Origin of the sequence: Cloacibacillus evryensis DSM 19522, from assembly GCF_000585335.1 — a bacterium.
Lineage (GTDB): Bacteria > Synergistota > Synergistia > Synergistales > Synergistaceae > Cloacibacillus > Cloacibacillus evryensis.
Genome location: NZ_KK073872.1, coordinates 2,110,188 through 2,130,657, shown reverse-complemented (window position 1 = coordinate 2,130,657; position 20,470 = coordinate 2,110,188). Strand labels below are relative to the sequence as shown.

The window sequence follows — 20,470 nt, the reverse complement described above, 5'->3', positions numbered from 1 at the left end:
AAATATATTCCGCCGGCCGTATGCGGCAGGCGGCTCACATAAAAGATTTTAGGAGGAAATTTTATGCAAGGAGCAATCGAAGAGGAACAGCTTCGCAAGCTGCTCTCCTCTGTAAAACGCCCTTCCCGCTATATCGGCGGAGAATGGGGAAGCGGTCCCGTCAAAGAGGGCGACGGGCTTGTGCGTATATGTTACGCCTTCCCGGACCTCTATGATGTCGGAATGAGCTACCTTGGCTTCCAGATACTCTATCCGCTGACGAAGTCGCTGCCCTACGCGGACGCGGAGCGCGTTTATACGCCGTGGCCGGATATGGAAGCGGCGATGCGGGATTCCGGCACGCCGATATGGGCGCTTGAAAGCAAGCGGCCGCTCGCCGATTTCGATGTCGTAGGATTTACGCTGCAGTACGAATTGTCATATACAAACATCTTAACGATACTCGATCTCGCGGGGATACCGTTCCGCTCAGCCGAACGCGGCGAAGAGCACCCTCTCGTCGTAGCCGGCGGCATCGGCGCGCTTGCTCCGGAGCCGGTAGCTCCTTTCATAGACGCTTTTATGGTCGGAGACGGAGAGGTACTCATTCCGGAGGTGCTGAAACTCCTCCATGAGCTCAAAGGCGCCAGGCGCGCCGAGAAGCTGGCGGCCCTCGCCGGTATAGAGGGGGTCTACGTTCCGGCGCTGCATGACGGGACCAAAAAGATCAGGCGCCGGATCGCCGAGGATCTGGACAACGCCTTCTACCACACCTCGATGATCGTGCCGAATACCGGCATCGTTCACGACCGTGTCGCGGTGCAGGTATTCAAAGGCTGCACGCGCGGCTGCCGTTTCTGCCAGGCCGGGATCATCGACCGCCCGCTGCGCGAGCGCAGCGCGGCCTCCGTCTGCGAACAGGTCAAGGGGCTGCTGAAAACGACGGGCTGGGAGGAGGTCGGCCTCCTCTCTCTTGCCACCTGTGACTGGAGCGGCCTCCCCGAAGCGATGGAACAATTTGCCGCGATGCTTGCGGACAACCAGATAAAACTGTCTCTGCCAAGCCTGCGCGTCGACGCTTTTTCCGTGAATCTGGCGGCGGGGCTCGAGTCGATGAGAAAGGGCGGTCTCACCTTCGCTCCCGAAGCGGGAACGCAGCGCCTCCGCGACGTCATAAATAAGGGAGTTACCGACGAGGCGATAGATGCGGCGCTCGATGAGACATTCTCCCACGGCTGGGATAGGGTAAAATTATACTTTATGATGGGGCTGCCGACGGAGACGGACGAGGACCTCGCGGGCATTCTCGATATCTGCGGCCGCGCGGCGGCGATCGCCAAGCGCCATAAACGGCGCGGCGACGTCAACGCCTCGGTTGCTGGCTTCGTGCCGAAGGCCCACACGCCCTTTCAGTGGGAGGCGCAGGCCACGATCGAAGAGCTCCGCGAACGCGGACGCCGGCTCAAAAATTCGCTGAGGAACAGAAAGATCTCATTGTCATACCATGAGCCGGAGCAGACTTTCCTCGAGGGGGTCTTCGCGCGCGGAGATTCGCGCCTCGCCGACGCCGTCGAGGAGGCGTGGCGGCGCGGAGCCCGTTTTGACGGCTGGACGGAATATTTCAATTTTGACCGCTGGATGGAGGTCTTTGCCGACCTGAAGATAGAGGCGGCCTCCTATACGGCGGCGCGCGGATTGGATGATAAACTGCCGTGGGACCATATCGACTGCGGCGTGACGAAAGAATTTCTGATGAGCGAGCGCGCCAAGGCGCTCGCGGCGGCGACCACCGCGGATTGCCGCAATGGCTGCAACGGCTGCGGCTGGCAGGGCCGCACGAAGGCGAAGGGGTGTCCGCATGTCGAGAATTAGGATCATCTTTGAAAAACGCGGGCTCTTTACCTTTGTAAACCACATGGACCTGCCGGTGGTTTTCTCCCGCGCGGCGCGGCGTGCCGGGCTGACGCAGGAGTTTACGCAGGGCTTTTCGCCGCATCCGCGGATCAGCCTCGCCTCGCCGCTGGCGATCGGCGTTGACGGCCTCGCGGAGCCGGCGGATTTTTGGTTTGCGGAATGGGATTCAGGATCTTCTCTCCGCTGGAGCGCGATGCTCCCGGAGGGTTTAAAAATATTGAAATGTGCGGAAGTTGAGGACGGAGTAGGGCTCGCAAAGCTGACAGACGCGGCGGTCTACCGGATATCCGGCGAAGGCGCGTCCTTTGGCGAACGGGCGGCACAGGTGCTCTCCGGCGAAGCCGCGCGCCTTAACGCGCTCTTTGCCTGCTCCATTGACGGCGATACCGTGTCGCTGACGGTAGGCGATCTGGAACACTGCGGCGCGGGGCTGCTCGTTAAGGCGCTCGCCGCGGCGGAAGTCGTTTCGGGTTGGCGGGACCTGCGCATAGAGCGCGCCGTCGTGGGCCGCTGGGATGCGGAGACCCGGTCCGTCCTGCCGCTCATTTAATTGGAGGTTTGAGATATGTCAGGCTGGTCAAAGAAGATAATAGCAAATCTCGTTGACCCCGAAGAGATCAGGATCGCCATAATCGACGAGAAGGGGAAGCTTTACGAAATTTTTGTCGAAAGGATGCTGGAACATCAGCGGACGGGCGAGATATATAAGGCGCGCGTCGACAGCGTCCTGCCGGGAATGAATTCCGCTTTTCTGAACCTTGGAGACGGGCGCAACGGCTTCCTTTACCTTGACGACGTCAAAGGCATGGAGGTCCGGCCGGGCATGGACATGCTCGTGCAGGTCGTCAAGAACGCCCGCAAGGGCAAGGGGGCGCGCGTCTCTCCGCGTGTCTCGCTCGCGGGGCGTTACATGGTGCTCATCCCCGGCGGCCACGAGACGGGAGTCTCCAAACGTATCGAGGACGATGACGAACGCGCGCGGCTGCGCTCCATAGCGAAGGATATACGCCCGCAGAATTTCGGGATCATCATCAGGACCGTCGCGGAGGGCTGCGACGCAGACGGGCTGCGCGAGGACGTCGAAGGACTCCTCTCGCAGTGGGAGACGATACGGCGCAACGCCAAACAGAACAGCGCCCCCTGCCTCATCCACCGCGACATCGGATCGCTCGAGCGAGTGCTGCGTGACGAATTGACCGATGAGATAGACGAGATCGTCATCGACAGCGAAGAGGAAAAAGAGGGCGTAGAGGCTATCGTCAGAAAGTTCTTCCCCGAGAAGGAGATCGACGTGAATCTCTTCAAAGGCAAGATGCCTCTCTTCGAGGTCTATGGGCTGGAAAACCAGATATCGGAGCTTCAAGACCGCAAGGTCTGGCTCCCCTCGGGGGCTTACCTCGTCATAGACCAGACCGAGGCGCTGACGGTGATCGACGTCAACACCGGTAAATTTGTCGGTTCTAAGAACCTGAACGATACGGTGCTCAAGACCAACCTGGAGGCCGCGGTCGAGATAGCCCGACAGCTCCGGCTGCGCGCGCTCGGCGGCATCGTCGTCGTCGATTTCATAGATATGGAGAACGAGGAGGACAATCACGCCCTCGTGCATCAGCTGCAGGAGCTTTTCAAGAACGACCGCTGCAAGGCGCGCGTCTACGGCGTCACGGGGCTCGGCCTCGTGGAGATAACGCGCAAACGCGCGCGCACGGATATCAGGGCGGCGCTGACGCGCGGCTGCCCTTTCTGCGGCGGCCTGGGAACCGTCACAAAAGAGGAGGGCGTGGCGATACAGATAAAGCGCTTCATCAGGAAGATCACGCTCTCGTCGAAGGCGGAGGCGCTGCTGGTGGAGTGTTACACAACGGTGGCCGAATATATCTGCGATACCTTCCTCTCCGCCTGGGAAGAGGAGTTTGAGCGCAAGATCTTTATCCGCGGCTGCCCCGACCTCTCCTGGGGCAAATACCGTCTTGAATGCCAGGGGTCGCTGTCGCAGGTTGAGCACCGGATAAACGTGCTTCAGAAACGGGAGGGCTGGGCCATTGTACATCGGTCGCCTTCAGCTTAAAGGGTTCAAAAGTTTTGGCGGTTCGCACGACCTGATCCTATCTTCGGGGTTCACGGCGATCGTCGGGCCTAACGGCAGCGGCAAGAGCAACCTGCTTGACGCGCTGCGCTGGTCGCTGGGGGACAGCAGCGCGAACCGCCTGCGCATCAGCCGCCAAAGCGACCTGCTCTTTCAAGGGTCGGTCAGCAAAGAGACGGCGCGCGAGGCCGAGGTCACCCTTCACCTGCGCGAAGATGAGCGCGTCTGCTCCGTCAAGCGCCGCGTCACGGCCCCCGACGGAGCCACGAGCCTCTTTGTCGATAATACGCGCAAAACGCTCACGGAACTGGACGAAATAAAGCGGAGCTGGAAGCTTGAAGGCGCGCGTTTTGCCTTCATCGGGCAGGGCGAAGTGCAGGAGGTGCTCAAGCAGAGCCCCTCCGAGCGCCGCATGCACCTCGAGGTGCTCTTCGGCATCGACATATACAGAAAAAAACGTATGGAGGCTCAGGACCGCCTCGCGACGGTCAAAGAGGAATACGACCAGCTGCGCCACCTGATGGGCGAACTCTCCTCGCGCCGCGAGGAGATCGCTCCGGACGTGGCGCGCGCCGCGCAGATGCGCGCGATCATGGACAGCATCGAGGGCGACCGCCGGCTTCTTTATTGGCTGCGGCGCGCTGAATGCGAGCGGACGATAGCCGGCATCGAGGCTGAACTTGAGGCGGCCGCCTCACTGCGCGAGGGCGCGATCTTCTGGTCGCGTTACTGGAAGAGCGCGAACGGGGCGATCGAGCTTAAACTTACGCACGCCGCTCAGGCCCACCGCCAGCAGAGCTGGGAGTTGGAGCAGTGCCGCAACCGCTTCGACAGCCTCATAAAATCCGGTTACGCCTCGGCGGCGAACCTGCGCGGCTCGAAGGCGCGGCTGCAGGAAGCCAGGGCGGAACAGACAGAGGCGAAAGCGCGCTATGAAAAGCTGCTGGAAGAACAGAAAAAATCCCTCGAAGACAACAAATTGGCGCGCGAAGAGGTCGAGAAGGCCGAGAAGGCTCAGAAGGCGATAGAAAAAAAGTGGAACGAATACAATGAGAGGCTTGAAAAGACGCGCCTTGAACGCGAGGCGTGGAATAAAGAAAAGGGACGTCTTGACGGCGAGCTCCAAAAGTGCCGCGCGAAGCTCTCTTATTTGGGTAAAGAGCTGCTGGAACTGCGCAATAAAAAGGCGAGCGTCCCGGACGAACGCAAAGACCTCGATTTTCAGATAAAGCACCTTGAGAGCGAACGCGACAGGCTGAATGCGGAGCAGGAGAAGCTCGTCAAAGAACACGGCGAGCTTTACGCCCTCTGCCAGAGCCTCGCTTCCGAACTCCAGCGCGCAAAGCGCGAGTCGGTGAACCTGCGCTCCAAGCTCAACGACGCCGCGGAATCATTACAGGCGGGGCTCTATCCGGCGCCGGTGCGCCATCTGCTCTCCGCCGCCAAGCTGAAGCGGCTTGACGCGGACCCGCACGCCGTCATCGACGTCCTGTCCGCTCCGGCAAATCTGGCCGCGGCGCTCGAGGCCTACCTAGGCGGACGCCAGTTCCAGCTCCTCGTTGAGGATATGGAGGAGGCGGGGCGCTGCATCAACAGGCTCAAACAAAACTCCGCCGGCACGGCGACATTCCTGCCCCTTGAAAGGGCGCGCCCCCGCTATCCCAACAAGGCCGTCCGGCTGCCGTCGCGCGGCATCGTCGGCTGGGCGATAGAGCTCATTCGGATCGAAGACCATTGGCTGCCGGCCATCCAGCATATCATGGGAGACCTCCTCATCGTCGACTCGTACGACATCGGGAAAGAGCTCGTGCGCTCCGGCTTCAAGGGGCCCGTAGTGACGATGGAGGGCGACGTCTTCCAGCCGGGCGGCACCGTAAGCGGCGGCCGCAGCCAGAAGAGCGGCCGCGTGCTCGAGATGAAGGCGCAGGTGACGCGTCTTGAGGAAGAGGCGGCCAAGGCCCAGAGCGCCGCGGAGGCCCTCGCGAAAAAATACAAAGAGGCCGAGGGAAAAGAGCTGGCGGCCTCCGAACAAAAGGAAGAATACACCCGCAAGATCCGTGAGGTGAACGGCAAGATCGCCGTCATAGAGGATCAGAAGGAGTCCATCGTCAAAGAACAGCGCCGCGCCGCGGGAGAACGCGGGCGGATACTAGATTCTATAAAGGCAGAGGGCAAAAACTGGTCCGCGCTGCTAGCCGCCATAGACGAGCTTGAGGAAAAGCGCGACAGCGCCTCCGACGTGGAGGACGACCGCCATCTCATCGAAGAGCGCGAAAAATGCCGCGCCCGCGCCACTGTGGCCGCCTCCAACCTCTCTGCCGGCTTTGCGCTGATGAACCGCGTGAGCAACGACGTGCGGGCGCAGGAGGGAAAGCTGCGCAAGCTCGAGGAAGAGACGGCGGAGCTTGACCAGAGCTGCGTACGCGAACGCTCCAACCTCGCGCGCGTCGGCGGCAGCTGCCTTGAGATACATACGCGCCGCAAAGAGCTTCTTGCTGATATAGAGGAACACGGCGGTCACTACACTAAACTTGAAAAGATCAAGGAATACATAAAGAGCCGCCAGGCCAAGGCGGAGAACCGGATGCGGGGCGAATCGGAAAAATTCACGCTGGCGCAGGCCAGAAAGGGAGAGACGGAGCGCGACCTCGGCGAACTCGTCAATACATGGGAAGAGCAGTTCCCCTATCCCGGCCCCGCGGAACTCCCGGAAGATGTCGGCATCGACGAGCTGCGCCGGAAGATACGCGACGGCGACCGGAAGATAAAGGCCTTCGGCGACGTCAACATGGGCGTCCTCTCCGAAGACCAGAACCTTAAAGACCGCCTCTCATTCCTCGGAGAACAGCTCGACGACGTGCGCGCGAGCGCCGCCGAGATCGAGCGGCTCATAACAGACGCCGATATGATGGCGCACAAGCAGTTCTCCGCCGCCCTCCTGAAGGTCGACGAACGCTTCTGCCATCTCTTCAAGACTCTCTTCGGAGGCGGCGAGGCGCATCTTGTGATGACCGAGGGGGAGACGATCTGGAACACCGGCGTCGAGATCGACGCGCGGCTGCCGGGCAAGCACACTCAGGTGCTTAACCAGTACTCCGGCGGCGAACGCGCCCTCATCTCCATCTCGCTGCTGTTCGCGACGATGGAGGTCGCGGGATCGCCGATCGCGGTGCTCGACGAGGTGGACGCCGCCCTTGACGAATCCAACCTCCGCCGCTTCAGCGAGCTGACGAAGGAATACGCCAAGAGCCGCCAGATACTCGCGATGACGCACAGGCGCGCGACGATGGAGCGCGCCGACGTCCTTTACGGCGTCACGCTGCAGGAGCCGGGGCTTTCGCAGGTGGTCGGCGTGAGGCTTGAGGACTGGAGCTGATGGAAAATTGCCACGACCTGCTCCGCGGGGCGCTGAAGATCATCCAGCCCGAAGAGGGCGAAGGGCTGCGCGTGAATGTCGATACCGTCCTTCTCGCGCACTTCTCGCGCCCTAAACGCGGTGAAAAAATATTGGAGATCGGCTGCGCGCACGGCGCGGTGTCGCTCATCCTCGCAAAGCGGGGATTCTCCGTGACGGGCGTCGACATTCAGCCGCACCTCATCGCGCTCGCCGAAAAAAACGCCGAACTGAACGGGCTCGACGTGGAGTTTCGCGCCGCCGATATCAGGGAGTATAAAAAAATCGCCCCCCCGCAGGACTTCGACCGGATCGTGGTGAACCCCCCGTACGATGAGGCGGAGCGCAGCCGTCCAAGCCCTAAGGAGGCGGTCTCCGCCGCGATGCACGGCGCCTGCTGCCGGCTGGAGGATATCATCGCCGCCGCCCACTATCTTCTGAAAAATCGCGGACGGCTTGATATCGTCATGCGCGGCGACCGCGCCGGCGAACTTTTTGCGCTGCTGGACCGCTACAAGACGCCGCCGAAGCAGATGCGCTGCGTCCACCCGAAGCCAGGGGAGCGGGCCTCCGTCGTGCTTATCGAGGCGATGCGTTCCGGCCGCCACGGACTTATAATAGAACCGCCTTTATTCATAACGGACGCCGCGGGACGCGAAACGCCGGAGCTTAAAGAGGCATATTCCATAGGGGAGGGCCGCTGATGCCGCTCATAATCGTACCGACGCCCGTAGGGAACCTTGAGGACATGACGCTGCGCGGACTGCGCGAACTGCGCGAAGCCGACGTCATCGCCTGCGAGGACACCCGTCACACCTTGCAGCTTCTCAACCACTTTGAGATCAAAAAGCCGCTTGTCTCCTGCCACGAGCATAATGAAACGGCGCGCGTCGAACCGCTGATGGCGCGGCTGGCGGCCGGCGAGCGCGTCGCCCTCGTCTCCGACGCCGGCACGCCCGGCCTCTCGGACCCCGGCGGGATAATCGTCCGCGCGGCGATGGAACGCGGCTTCCCCATAGACGTGCTGCCTGGCGCAAACGCGCTGCTGCCGGCGCTGCTGCTTTCGGGGATCGGGATGGAGTCTTTTCTCTTCGTCGGTTTTCTGAAAGGCAGGCAGGAAGAAAAAAGAAAGCGCCTGGAAGAGATGAAAAACGTGCGTGAGACGCTTGTTTTTTACATGTCGCCGCATCGGCTGCTCAAAGAGCTTGAACTGATGGGCGGCCTCCTCGGCGACCGGCGCGCGGCGCTTGTGCGTGAGATAAGCAAGGTGCATCAGGAGACCATCCGCGGCACGCTGCTCTCATTTTGTGATACAATGCCGGAGGGAAAAATCCGCGGGGAGTTCGTCTGCGTCGTCGAGGGCGCGGCGGAGGAAAAAGGAGACGACGACGCCTGGAGGGACGAGGCGTTAGAGCTGGCGCGCGCCGGGGAGTCTACGAAAAATCTTGCCAACTCGCTCGCGATAAAGTATGGTATACAGAAGAACGTCATAAAAAAATTCATTATAGAAAATTGCTCCAGGGAGGCATAAATCATGTCAGAAAAGAATTTTTACATCACCACGCCGATCTACTATGTCAACGATGTTCCGCATATAGGCCACGCCTATACGACCATCGCCGCGGACGTCCTCAACCGCTGGCATAAATCAGGCGGGGAGGACAGCTATTTCCTCACCGGCACCGACGAACACGGCCAGAAGATACAGACCGTCGCTGAAAAGCGCGGCATGACGCCGCAGGAGCTCTGCGACGAGGTCGTGCAGAACTTCCAGAAACTGTGGGTCGCGCTCAACATCAAGAACGACGACTTTATCAGGACCACCGAGCCACGCCATGAGAGGGTCGTGCAGGAGGTATTCCGCCGCCTGATGGCCTCCGGAGACATCTACAAAGGGGAATATGAGGGCTGGTACTGCGTGCCCTGCGAGACCTACGTCCCCGAGGCGCAGATGGGAGAGGGGCAGACCTGCCCCGATTGCCACAGGCCGCTGACGAAGATGACGGAAGAGACATACTTCTTCCGCCTCTCGAAGTACGCCGAGCCGCTGCTCAAATTCTACGAGGAACACCCAGACGCGATCATGCCGAAGAAACGCTACAACGAAGTCGTCAGCTTCATCAAGAGCGGCCTCCGCGACCAGTCGATCTCGCGCACGACGCTCAAATGGGGCATACCCCTTCCCGGAGACGAGGCTCATGTCATCTACGTCTGGTTTGACGCGCTCATCAACTATCTTTCCGCTCTCGATTTTCCCGAAAAAGGCGGCAAGTGGGAGAATTATTGGCCGGTGGTGCGCCATCTCGTAGGCAAAGACATCATCCGCTTCCACTGCGTGATCTGGCCCGCGATGCTGATGGCGCTCGGAGTCAATCCTCCCGTCCGCGTCTTCGCGCACGGCTGGTGGACCGTCGAGGGAGAGAAGATGTCGAAGTCCCTCGGCAATGTCGTAGACCCCTTTGAGATGGTCGGCCTCTACGGCATCGACGCCTTCCGCTACTTCCTGCTCCGCGAGGTGCCGTTCGGGCACGACGGAGACTTCTCCGAGCTCGCGATGGCGCAGCGCATCAACTCTGACCTTGCGAACGACCTCGGCAACCTCCTCTCGCGCTCGCTGCAGATGATAGACAAGTTCCGCGGCTGCGACCTGCCTGTTTCCTACACGCCGACGGAGCTCGACAGGGAGATCGAAGCGCTTGCGGATAAGACCTTCGCCGAAATGGGCGAACTGATGGACCGCTTCGCCTTTGACGACGCGCTCAAGTGCCTTTGGGCCTTCATCGGCCGCGCGAACAAATACATCGACGAGACCGAGCCCTGGAAGCTCGGACGCGAGGGCGACGTCGAGCGTCTCGACGCGGTGCTGCGCACGCTCTGGGAATCGCTGCGCCTCGCGGCGGTGCTCGTCGCCCCCTTCATGCCCGACACGGCGGCTAAGATCTGGTCGCAGCTTGGCCTCTCCGGTTGCCCGCTCGACGGAGGCCGCGCAAACTGGAAATGGGGCGGCATCGAGGGGCCGGTCAAGGTAAACCGCAGCGGCATCCTCTTCCCGCGCATCGACATGGAGAAGTGGAAAAAGGAAAAGGAGGAGCGCGACCTTGAGAAGCGCGCAAAACTCGACCCGGCCGCCTTCTTCAAATACACGGAGCCGAAACCGCAGATAGAATACGACGACTTCGCGAAGCTGGACCTCAGAGTCGCGCTCGTAGAAAAGATCGAAGTCGTGCCGAAGGCCGACAAACTCTACATACTGAACCTCGATCTCGGATATGAGAAGCGCGTCATAGTTTCCAGCATCAGGGAGTTCTACAAGCCCGAAGAGCTGGAGGGCAAAAAGATCATCGTCCTCTGCAACCTCAAGCCCGCGAAGTTCCGCGGCGTACAGAGCAACGGTATGCTGCTCGCCGCCGAGAGCCCCGAGACGCGGCAGGAGGTTCTCACGCTGCTGACCGTGATGGACGAGTCTATACCGGTAGGCAGCCGCATCAGCTAAATCTGGTAAATCGGCGTTTATACGCGCCGTCTGCGTCATAACTTCGGGGTCTGCGGTCCTCGCCGTATTGATATACGGCTCCGGGCGCAGACCCCAAAGTTATTTAGCATCCGGCACGTCTAAACGCCGATTTACGCGATTGCGGGGAAAGATAAACTGCGATTTATACGGAAACTGATTGGGGATACGGCGCCCGATTTTATTGTAGTATAATAGGCGGGATGCGGTTTATTTTTGTTTTGAGAGGAATCTATGATGTTTCTGGTCGACGCTCATTGTCATTTGAATAGAGAATATTATCCCGACGGACTGGCGGATGTTTTTGCACGCGCCGCCGGGAATGAGGTAAAACGTATGCTCTTCGCCTCCGCCGATGTTGCGACGAGCCGCGAGGCGGCGGCGCTGGCCTCCGCACAGACGGATCAGCCGGAGATATTCGCGCTCGCTGGGGTGCATCCGCACGAAGCGGAAAAGGTATCGCCGGATTATCTCGCCGAGCTGGAAGAAATTGCGAAGAATGAAAGAGTCTGCGCCATCGGCGAGATCGGCCTCGATTATTTTTACGATCATTCGCCGCGCGAAACGCAGCGCCGCGTCTTTTCCGCGCAGATAGAGCTTGCGAAACGGATCGGCAAACCGATCGTTATTCACGTGCGCGACGCGCGGAACCGGAGTGAGGGGGACGCCAACGGCGAGGTCGCCGCGATGCTGCGCGCCGGGGGGGCCGAAGCTGTCGGCGGCGTCGTCCACTGCTTTTCCGGCAATGCGGAGGACGCGCGGGCGGCGCTCGACCTCGGTTTTTACATCTCCTTCGCCGGCCCCGTGACATATCCCAGGAACCAGGCGCTGCGTGAGATCGCGATGACGGTGCCGCTGGACCGCATCCTCTGTGAGACTGACTCTCCGTACCTCGCGCCGCAGGGCTTCCGCGGCAGGCAGAACGAGCCGTGGCATGTGCGTTCGGTCTATGAATACCTCTCGATGCTCAAAGGGCTCCCTCTTGAGGAGTTTGCGCAGGCGGTCAGGGAGAACGGCGAAAGATTATTCGGATGGAGCATGTAAAATGTTTGAATATAAATTGATAGCTCAGTGTCCCGAAACCGGCGCGCGCGCCGGGGAGTTCACGACGCCGCACGGTGTGATAAAGACGCCGGTCTTCATGCCGGTGGGCACGCAGGCCACCGTCAAGGCGATGACGCCGCCTGAACTTGAAGGCATGGGCGCGCAGATAATCCTCGGCAACACCTATCATCTGCACATGCGCCCCGGCGAGGATATCGTCGCGGAGGCGGGCGGACTGCACCGTTTCATGGGCTGGCATCACCCGATCCTCACCGACAGCGGCGGTTTTCAGGTCTTTTCGCTCGCGAATATAAATAAGATAAAAGAGGACGGCGTCGAGTTTCGCTCGCATATCGACGGCAGCAAACATTTCATGAGTCCCGAGGATTCGATAGAGATACAGCAGAAGCTTGGCAGCGATATCGCGATGGCCTTTGACGAATGTGTCTCGCTGCCGACGACGCCCGAGTATTCGCGCGAGGCGATGGAGCGCACGCTGCGCTGGGCGAAGCGCTGCCGCGAATACCACAGCCGCCCCGGGCAGGCTCTTTTCGGCATCGTACAAGGAGCTCTGTACGAATCGCAGCGCATCGAGTGTATCGAGCGCCTGGAGGAGATCGGTTTTCCCGGCTACGGCATCGGCGGCCTATCGGTGGGCGAGAGCCACGCCGAGATGTACCGCATACTTGACGCCCTTTCGCCGCACATGCCGCAGGACAAGCCGCGTTATCTGATGGGCGTAGGTTTTCCTACCAACCTTGTCGAGGGCATCGCGCGCGGGATAGACATGTTCGACTGCGTGCTGCCGACGCGCAACGGACGCAACGGACAGCTGCTGACGAGCTTCGGCAAGATGAATATCAAAAATCTCGCCTTCGCGCGGGACTTTACCGCCCCTGATCCTCAGTGCGACTGCTACGTTTGCCGCAGCTTCACGCGCGCCTATCTGCGTCACCTCTATACGGCGGGCGAGATCCTCGCCGCGCGGCTCTGCAGCTGGCACAACCTTCATTTCCTCGTGAACCTCGTGCGCGACGCGAGGCAGGCGATCATCGAAGGGCGTTTCCCGGCCTTCCGCCGCGGTTTTATGGAAAACTTCATGGAGGGCGCCTATCTCAATGAGTGAGCCTTATGACCGCGGCGGAATGGCGGAGAGCGGCAGATTCGGACTGCCGTCAGCGCGCGGAACTGTCGGCGCGCGGGTGGCGGAAAGGATCGCCTCTCTCACGCCGGAACAGCGTGAGCTGACCGACAGGGGCGCGGAGATAATAAAGGCCGGCGGCCTCGTCGCCTTTCCGACTGAGACCGTCTACGGCCTCGGCGCGAACGCGCTCGACGCGGAGGCGGTGAAAAAGATTTACGAAACTAAAGGGCGTCCCTCGGACAACCCGCTGATCCTTCACGTCGCATCGATCGAGATGACGGAGGCGCTCGTAGAGATAAACTGGCGCGCCCGTTTTCTTATGGAAAGATTTTGGCCGGGGCCGCTCTCGATAGTGCTGCCGGCGAAAGAGATCATCCCCGCGCGCACGCGCGGCGGACTTTCGACGGCGGCGGTGCGTATGCCGGATACCGCCGCGGCGCTCGCTCTGATAGAAAAATCCGGCCTGCCGGTCGCCGCCCCGAGCGCCAACATCAGCGGCCGTCCAAGCCCGACCGACGCCGAAACTGTACGGCAGGAGATCGGCCGCGTCATCCCGCTCGTCATCGACGGCGGCGACACGCGCCTCGGCCTTGAGTCGACGGTCATCGACATGACGGGCGATCATCCGGTGCTGCTGCGCCCGGGCGGTTTGCCGAAAGAGGCGGTGGAGGAAGCTCTCAATATGGAGGTGCTGCTGCCGCAGGATCAGAAGATGATCAGGCGTTCGCCGGGTACGAGATACCGCCACTACGCGCCCGCGATACCGCTGAAGCTCTCCGCGCCGCAGGAAACGCCGGCCGACGCTGACAACTGGGCCTGGCTCGGCACCGGAAACCCCGCCGGTTCGCCGTGTGTTAAAATAATCTTCAGAGATGACGCCGAATACGCAAAAGAGCTCTTCCGCGCCCTGCGCACCCTCGAAAGAAGCGGCGCGCGGATCATCTACGCCGAGCTCCCCGCGGAAAAAGGCATCGGGCGCGCCCTAAAAGACCGCCTGATAAGGGCGGCGGGGGAGTAGGCCGCAAAAGTATTAAGTTAAGAAAAACACTCCGCGCATGCGCCGAGTGCTTTTATGTCGCGAATCCAGGTTCGCGTGGATTGAAATCTATGTTTTTTATATGGAATATAGTGAGATAGTATCGTCACTGGAATGGGCCTTGGGAGGGAGACTTCTCAGGGCCCATAACGTATACATAAAATAAACAGTCCTATGATTTGTATTTGGATATAATTATATATATGGTCCTATGATTTTTATTTGGAATTTATAAATAGTATTAGTTGACATTATGTGTTTTGTAATATATACTGTTTTCGTAGAGAAGAAAGCGATTGTTCACTCACTAACATTTTACCTGGCTCTTCCGCTTTCTTTTTACTCTGCGAAAGATTTCAAACAAAAGAAGGGAGGAACATAATGCTAAAACAATATACGGTTTCTTGTGAGATCGCGGGCCGCCATGCTCTTTTTTCCGATCCCTCTACGGGCGATAGCCCCGGGTCTTATCCCGTACCTACGGCTTCGGCTGTTTGCGGCATTTTTTCTGCTGTAAATTGGGGCCCTGCTGTGACAATTATACCGCAGAAAGTGGAAATATGTTCACCGATTAGATTTGAAAATTACATCACTAATTACGGCGGCCCGCTGCGGCATTCGAGCAGCATCAGCGGGGATAATAACTATCAGCTTCTGGCCTCGATCCTGGTCGACGTCTGTTACAAGCTCCACGCGTCAATTTTGCCGCTGCGGCAGAACCGGGAAAGGATGACGGAGGGTGCGCGCCGCTGGGATACGAATACGACCTCTCCGGGGCATGCGTATAAGGCGATTTTCGAGCGCCGTCTCAAACGCGGCCAGTTTTTTCACACGCCATGCCTGGGCTGGAAAGAATTCACCCCCTCCTATTTTGGACCGCTGCGCGAGATTACATCTCCGTGTAAAGAAATCAACTTTGTAATTCCCAGTTTGCTGATGAGTGTTTTCCCTGACGGCTATGATTCAAAACCGCGATTTGCCTTTGCGCAAAATGTAGAAGTACGCGAAGGGGTAATGTTCTACCCCCAGAAGGAGGCGATCTGTAATGCTGAATGAAGTTATTCCAGCGGCAAATGCCTCCTCTCTGCAAAAAATATTCGCGCAGGAATGGGATAAGAATCTAAAACCGCTCCCTAAAGGAGATGTCTTTAAGGTGTGCGTTTCGGCGGCAGAACCGTTTGTTGACGGCGTCAGCCTGATACCGGCGGAGCACGCGGCGGAGCTGCGCAAGTACGAGGAATCCAACGGCTTCTCATTCCCGGGTTTCAACTTTCCGTCTTGTCTGCATATATCGAAAATAGATTTTGAACAGGGCTACTTGGCGGCCTATGATCAGGCGGCGGCTGAAGCGGCGAAGGGACTTGATGACAAAAAACGAGGCAGATTCGTCAGCAGTTCCTTGAAAAAGAGTTTTGATCGGGACAAATTTACCGATTATCTGCGAAGCGCGTTCCAAGAGGATACCACGGAGGCTGCCGCCTATCGCGCGAAGGCTCTTAATAAGATCGAGAAGTGCATCAAGAGCACTGCTGCCAATTTAGGAGAAAAAATAAAAGCGGCCGCGCTTGACAACGGCAATCCAAATTACTTGGCTCTCTGTGAGCGGCTGGAGAAAATATCACCGGAGCAATTTTTTAACGGCTGTTTTGCATATTTTTCTTCGCTCATTGATTCGCATGAGGCCTGGGAGCGCTATTGCGGCTTCATCGTACAGTCGGCTGCCGGCGCGACGTTGTTCCTTGACATCAGAGATTATGACGACAATTACAAATCTGTGGCGCATGGGCAGACGGTAAAATGGATCAATAGCGCGCTGCTTCGACTCAACGAAACGCAAAACAGAGACGATGAGGCTGACGGTGAGGATGCCTATGGCAACCCGCTCAGCGGCTGCAACGCCAAGATGCCAGGCGTTCGCGTCGGCCCTCTCGGCGACGTGATCCTCCGTTCAATGGTTAAGGAAGCCCCATGTCAGTTTCGCTACGGCGTCGCGGATTATGAATCTTTCCCCGTTGGCGACATCAGCCGCCGAAGCGCCAAGCTGGCGCTGGAGACGCTTGCGCAGGATCAGTTCAAAGGCAAAACGTGGAACGTCATGGGAGAAAAAGAATTGCTCTTCGCATATCCGGTCATGCTGACCAGTGATATTGGAAATGACGACGATGATGATATGGAAGAGATATTTGACCTCGGCGATATCCCCGCAGCCGGACTTTTTACAGACGGGCCGACAGCGAAGGACAAGGCGGACTTCGCGGCCCTTGCGGGTCAGGTCATCGCGGCGCTTTCCGGAATATCGAGGCGGCTTTCAACGATCGAAATAAAGATTTTCGCATTAAAGAAGATGGACAAAGCACGCACGAAGGTATCGTATTATACGAATTTTACGGCTGATCACCTTTATCAATGTGCCCAGGAATGGAGCGAAGGTTGTCGAAATCTGCCTGATAATCTCAGGCGGGTCAAGCGCTGGGGCGACACTAAGGGGGAAATCATCGAAATAGAAAGGCGCACCATTTTTCCCAAAGAGCTCTATACTTTCGCAAATAAAATCTGGCGGATGGATGGCGGCGGAAGCAGTCCCTCCAAAAAGATAAAATCCATGGACGGTCTGGAGCTGCTCTTGAAAAATGACCGCGCTTTCGCCATGAATCTTCTTGCGATCTTTATTTCCAATACCGCTCCGCTGCTTGCGCTCTGCGGAGAATGCAGCCGCAGGGGGAAGCAGGTCATAGGAGATAAAGAGGAAGACAGAATTGTAAATCCAGCCATACTTGCCCTGCTTTTGTACAAGCTTGGCTGTAAAAAGGAGGATTATATGAACAGTCCAGTTTTCAAACTAGGAACGCTTCTTGCTCTCGCGGACAGTCTGCAGTATCACTACTGCAAGTATGTACGAACTTCGGAAGAGGACAGAAAAAAGAACATTGTAAACGCGCCGGTTCAGCTTGTGGGAAATTCAATGCTCTCCGCCGCCGAAACCAGAACCCGACAGACGGTTGGAATCCTGGGGGCAAGAATCAAGCCTTATTTCACATGGGCCAAGACAGATATGGGAGAAGACATGGGGCTCAGCAGGTGGATGCTGAAGCAGCTTTCCGTGATTTCATCCGAGCTAAACGAATCGCCGCTGCCGGAGACTCTGGGTCCGATAGAAAAATCTGAACTTTATCTGGGATACATGGCCGGCGTTTCCGGCAAGGCCACAGGAGAAAACGAAAATAATGAGGGAGGAAAGCAAAATGGCTAACGATTTTCTTAATAGAGGTACCGGGCTGCTCGTTCTTGAAGTGATCAATTCAAATCCAAACGGCGATCCTGACTCGGATGGGGCTCCTCGTGTCAGATATGACGGACGCGGAGAAATTTCGCCGGTATCTTTTAAGAGGAAGCTGCGCGATCTGGTAGAAGACAAAGACGGGCCGGTCTGGCAGCATCTCAGCGAGAAGCTGCATCTTAACGGCGAAAGCTTCATGATACTTGAATCACGCGGACGTGATCGTAAGCAGATAACCAAAGAGATAAAAGACGGCTCATTCATCGGCCGTTATTGGGACGGAAGGATTTTCGGCAACACCTTCCTTGAAGACGCCATGGACAAGGCCAGTATAAAGACCGGCGTCGTTCAGTTTGGTATGGGCGTGTCCATTTCCCCCGTATACACCGAGGCTCAGACAAATACGAACAAAGCCGGCGTACAGGAGGGGAAAAATCAGGGAATGGCGCCGATGGCCTACAAGATCGTTACACATGGCCTTTATGTGATGCCATTTTTCATCAATCCGAATTACGCACATAAATCGGGCTGCACGAAGATGGATATCGAACTGATGAAAGCCCTTATCCCCTACGCCTATACGCATAACCGTTCGGCGATACGCCCGTTCGTTGAGATCCGTCAGGCGTGGTTCTGCGAACATAAAAACCCGCTTGGCTCCTGCTCCGACTTTGACCTGATCGACGCTCTGACGCCTAAGCGCCTGGGGGACATCAACAAATCTTCGGACAGCCTTAAGGATTATCAGCTTGCTGAATCATTGCCTGACGAACTCAAGGACAGGGTCTCATGTGCGGACCTGATGGCCCAGTAGAAAAATATCTCGCCCACAGCGCGCGCCCTGAGCTGGACATTCCCGCTCAGGGCTATTTCGAACATGCCGGCAATGTGGCGCGCTTCTGTAAAAACGAGCTTTCTTCTATCGTTGTCGGCGACGGCTATCAGCGTGGATACGATTTTTTTAAGTACTGCCTTCTTCACGCCGCTTTGTTCCATGACCTTGGCAAGCTGAACGACAAAAATCAAAGTGTGCTGCGCGGGGATAAAAAAGCCAGGCATCTGCCGATCAATCATTGTGACGCTGGCGTTGCCTATATGATGCGCCACAAGGCTCTTTTGAGCGCTTTGCTGATTTATTCTCATCATATCGGCCTGCCCGACATGGCCGGTGAAAAAATAAGGAAAAATTCGCCCAGCGGCGACCTGCGCTTTCGCGACAATGATGAGGCCGTCCGGCAGAACAGCGAGAATCTGGAGGAATATCTTGCCAGGCACTGTGAATCTTTCGGATCGGAGCTTGCCGAGATAGAGAATATCCGCACCGACGGACGGTTTGATTTGCGCGTTGCGACAAGGCTATTGCTCTCGTGCCTTGCCGACGCGGACCATACGGATACTGCCATCCACTACCGCAACTTTCATGAAGAAAAGATACCGCTGCTGCAAGCAGAAAAAAGACTCGCCGCGCTTGACCGTTATGTCGCCGGCCTTGCCAGCGGCGATAAATCAGTAAAGCTCTCAAAGCGCAACATCGCCAGGAGCGGAATGTACCAAAAATGCCGCTGCGGTCCCACAAAGGATTGGATGTATTATTGCGACAGCCCCGTCGGCACCGGCAAGACTACGGCAGTAATGGCGGCAATGCTGAACGCGGCGCAGGCCAAGGAGCTGCGCCGGATATTCATCGTCCTTCCTTTTACTAATATTCTCAAACAATCTGTGGACGTCTACAGGAATGCCCTGCGCCTTCCCGGCGAAAGCGACAGTGATATGGAGCGCGTCGTCGCAGCCATCTACCATAAGGCCGAATATGAAAACGAAAACAGCAGGCAGCTTTCCGCACTTTGGCGCGCTCCGGTAATCGTTACCACAGCAGTTCAGTTCTTTGAGACGATGGCGGCGGCGTCTCCCGCGGGACTGCGCAAACTTCACGCGCTGCCAAACAGCGCCATTTTTATCGACGAGGCGCACACCGCGCTTCCAACAAACCTATGGCCGCTTGCCTGGTGGTGGATCAATAAGTACGCGATGGAGTGGCGCTGCCATTTCATACTCGCGTCCGGCTCGCTTAAAAAATTCTGGGAGCTTGATGAATTTAAAATAAAGGGCACAGATAATAATATCCCGTCATTGCTGCCGAAGGAATTCAGCGAGTGGCTCAATGCGCTGGAGACACGGCGCGTACCGATAAAGCGCAAATCAGAAAAAATGGACGAAGTCAGGCTCTGCGAGTGGCTGCTTACGCTGAAAGGGCCGCGTCTCGTAGTCTTGAATACGGTGCAGTCCGCCGCGGTCGTTGCCAGGACTTTGGCGGATAGATGCGGAAGAGAACGCGTTGAGCATATCTCAACGGCTATCGCTCCGAAGGACCGGGAGCTGCTTGTGAAAAAAATAAAAGAACGTCTTTGTGATAAAGAAGATGATAACTGGACACTGATAGCCACATCCTGCGTGGAAGCCGGCGTGGACTTCTCGTTCCGCAACGGCGTGCGGGAGGCGGCAGGACTTGTGAATCTGCTCCAACTTGCGGGGAGGATCAGGCGCAACGAAGAAGATTGTTACAATGACTCTGTCGTGTGGAGTATCGAACTTGATTTTAGCGGGTTGCTTAAAAGACACCCCTCGTTTGAGATTGCCTCAAAGGTCCTGCTCGATCTATTCGCAGAAAACCCTGATTTGATAAACGAAGGAACGAATATTTCTGACCTATGCACGAGAGCGCTGCGGCGCGAACTCAACGAGTGCGGAATGAGGGAAGATTCCAGCATCACAGAAGATGAAGCGGCCTGTGCCTACGCATCGGTGGAGAAAAAATTCAAGGTGGTCGATTCTCAAACGGTTACGGTTATAGTAGACACTCACATAAAAGAACGCTTAGAATCCCATGATAAGGTTACGTGGCGCGAGCTTCAGGACAACAGCGTACAAATATATGTCCACACCGCGAAAAAATTTAAAGCAGAGCCTGTCCGCGGTCATCCCGATATATATTTCTGGCCCTATAAGTACGATGGCTTTATCGGATACATGGCCGGAGTATTGGATAATGAGGAGCTCAACAACTGTGGCTATGGCTTCCTGTAGG

General features: G+C 57.6%; 14 protein-coding genes. All 14 read left to right on the top strand.

The window, feature by feature from the left end; translation table 11 throughout:
* The first annotated feature begins 63 nt into the window (after window positions 1-63).
* The 14 genes from CLOEV_RS09455 to CLOEV_RS09390 all read left to right on the top strand — a co-directional run bounded on the left by CLOEV_RS09455 (window position 64) and on the right by CLOEV_RS09390 (window position 20,469).
* Window positions 64-1,851, top strand: a complete 1,788-nt coding sequence (locus tag CLOEV_RS09455) for a TIGR03960 family B12-binding radical SAM protein (protein ID WP_034443383.1) — start codon at window positions 64-66, stop codon at window positions 1,849-1,851.
* Window positions 1,838-2,443 carry a TIGR03936 family radical SAM-associated protein gene (locus CLOEV_RS09450; protein WP_034443381.1) on the top strand — a complete coding sequence of 202 codons (606 nt, stop codon included), beginning with the start codon at window positions 1,838-1,840 and terminating at the stop codon, window positions 2,441-2,443. Before CLOEV_RS09455 ends, CLOEV_RS09450 begins: the two co-directional genes overlap by 14 nt.
* A gap of 15 nt (window positions 2,444-2,458) precedes the next feature.
* The gene (locus CLOEV_RS09445; RefSeq protein ID WP_034443379.1) at window positions 2,459-3,961 is read left to right on the top strand and encodes an Rne/Rng family ribonuclease; all 1,503 of its coding nucleotides are present in this window, start codon (window positions 2,459-2,461) and stop codon (window positions 3,959-3,961) included.
* Window positions 3,936-7,355 carry a chromosome segregation protein SMC gene (gene smc / locus CLOEV_RS09440; protein WP_034443377.1) on the top strand — a complete coding sequence of 1,140 codons (3,420 nt, stop codon included), beginning with the start codon at window positions 3,936-3,938 and terminating at the stop codon, window positions 7,353-7,355. The genes CLOEV_RS09445 and smc overlap by 26 nt, the downstream gene beginning before the upstream one ends.
* Window positions 7,355-8,077 carry a tRNA1(Val) (adenine(37)-N6)-methyltransferase gene (locus tag CLOEV_RS09435; RefSeq protein ID WP_034443375.1) on the top strand — a complete coding sequence of 241 codons (723 nt, stop codon included), beginning with the start codon at window positions 7,355-7,357 and terminating at the stop codon, window positions 8,075-8,077. Before smc ends, CLOEV_RS09435 begins: the two co-directional genes overlap by 1 nt.
* On the top strand, window positions 8,077-8,904 hold the full coding sequence (gene rsmI, locus CLOEV_RS09430) for a 16S rRNA (cytidine(1402)-2'-O)-methyltransferase (RefSeq protein ID WP_008712411.1): 828 nt from the start codon (window positions 8,077-8,079) through the stop codon (window positions 8,902-8,904). The genes CLOEV_RS09435 and rsmI overlap by 1 nt, the downstream gene beginning before the upstream one ends.
* 3 nt (window positions 8,905-8,907) lie before the next feature.
* Window positions 8,908-10,866 (top strand): methionine--tRNA ligase, encoded by a 1,959-nt coding sequence (metG, locus tag CLOEV_RS09425; RefSeq protein ID WP_034443373.1) that lies wholly within the window; start codon window positions 8,908-8,910, stop codon window positions 10,864-10,866.
* A gap of 252 nt (window positions 10,867-11,118) precedes the next feature.
* A complete protein-coding gene (locus CLOEV_RS09420; RefSeq protein ID WP_084482291.1) occupies window positions 11,119-11,928 on the top strand; it encodes a TatD family hydrolase in 810 nt (269 codons plus the stop codon).
* Window position 11,929: 1 nt separating this feature from the next.
* Window positions 11,930-13,054, top strand: coding sequence for a tRNA guanosine(34) transglycosylase Tgt (tgt, locus tag CLOEV_RS09415; RefSeq protein WP_034443368.1), 1,125 nt, complete (start codon window positions 11,930-11,932; stop codon window positions 13,052-13,054).
* Window positions 13,047-14,090: an L-threonylcarbamoyladenylate synthase gene (locus CLOEV_RS09410; protein ID WP_245591123.1), complete on the top strand. Its 1,044-nt coding sequence runs from the start codon at window positions 13,047-13,049 to the stop codon at window positions 14,088-14,090. Before tgt ends, CLOEV_RS09410 begins: the two co-directional genes overlap by 8 nt.
* A gap of 399 nt (window positions 14,091-14,489) precedes the next feature.
* Complete coding sequence (gene cas5 / locus CLOEV_RS09405; protein ID WP_084482289.1) at window positions 14,490-15,164, top strand: CRISPR-associated protein Cas5; 675 nt, start codon at window positions 14,490-14,492, stop codon at window positions 15,162-15,164.
* Entirely contained in the window at window positions 15,154-17,358 is a 2,205-nt protein-coding gene (locus tag CLOEV_RS09400) for a hypothetical protein (protein WP_034443366.1), read from the top strand. The genes cas5 and CLOEV_RS09400 overlap by 11 nt, the downstream gene beginning before the upstream one ends.
* Window positions 17,351-18,199, top strand: a complete 849-nt coding sequence (locus CLOEV_RS09395; protein WP_008712395.1) for a type I CRISPR-associated protein Cas7 — start codon at window positions 17,351-17,353, stop codon at window positions 18,197-18,199. The genes CLOEV_RS09400 and CLOEV_RS09395 overlap by 8 nt, the downstream gene beginning before the upstream one ends.
* A complete protein-coding gene (locus CLOEV_RS09390) occupies window positions 18,175-20,469 on the top strand; it encodes a CRISPR-associated endonuclease Cas3'' (RefSeq protein ID WP_034443364.1) in 2,295 nt (764 codons plus the stop codon). Before CLOEV_RS09395 ends, CLOEV_RS09390 begins: the two co-directional genes overlap by 25 nt.
* Window position 20,470: the final 1 nt, after the last annotated feature.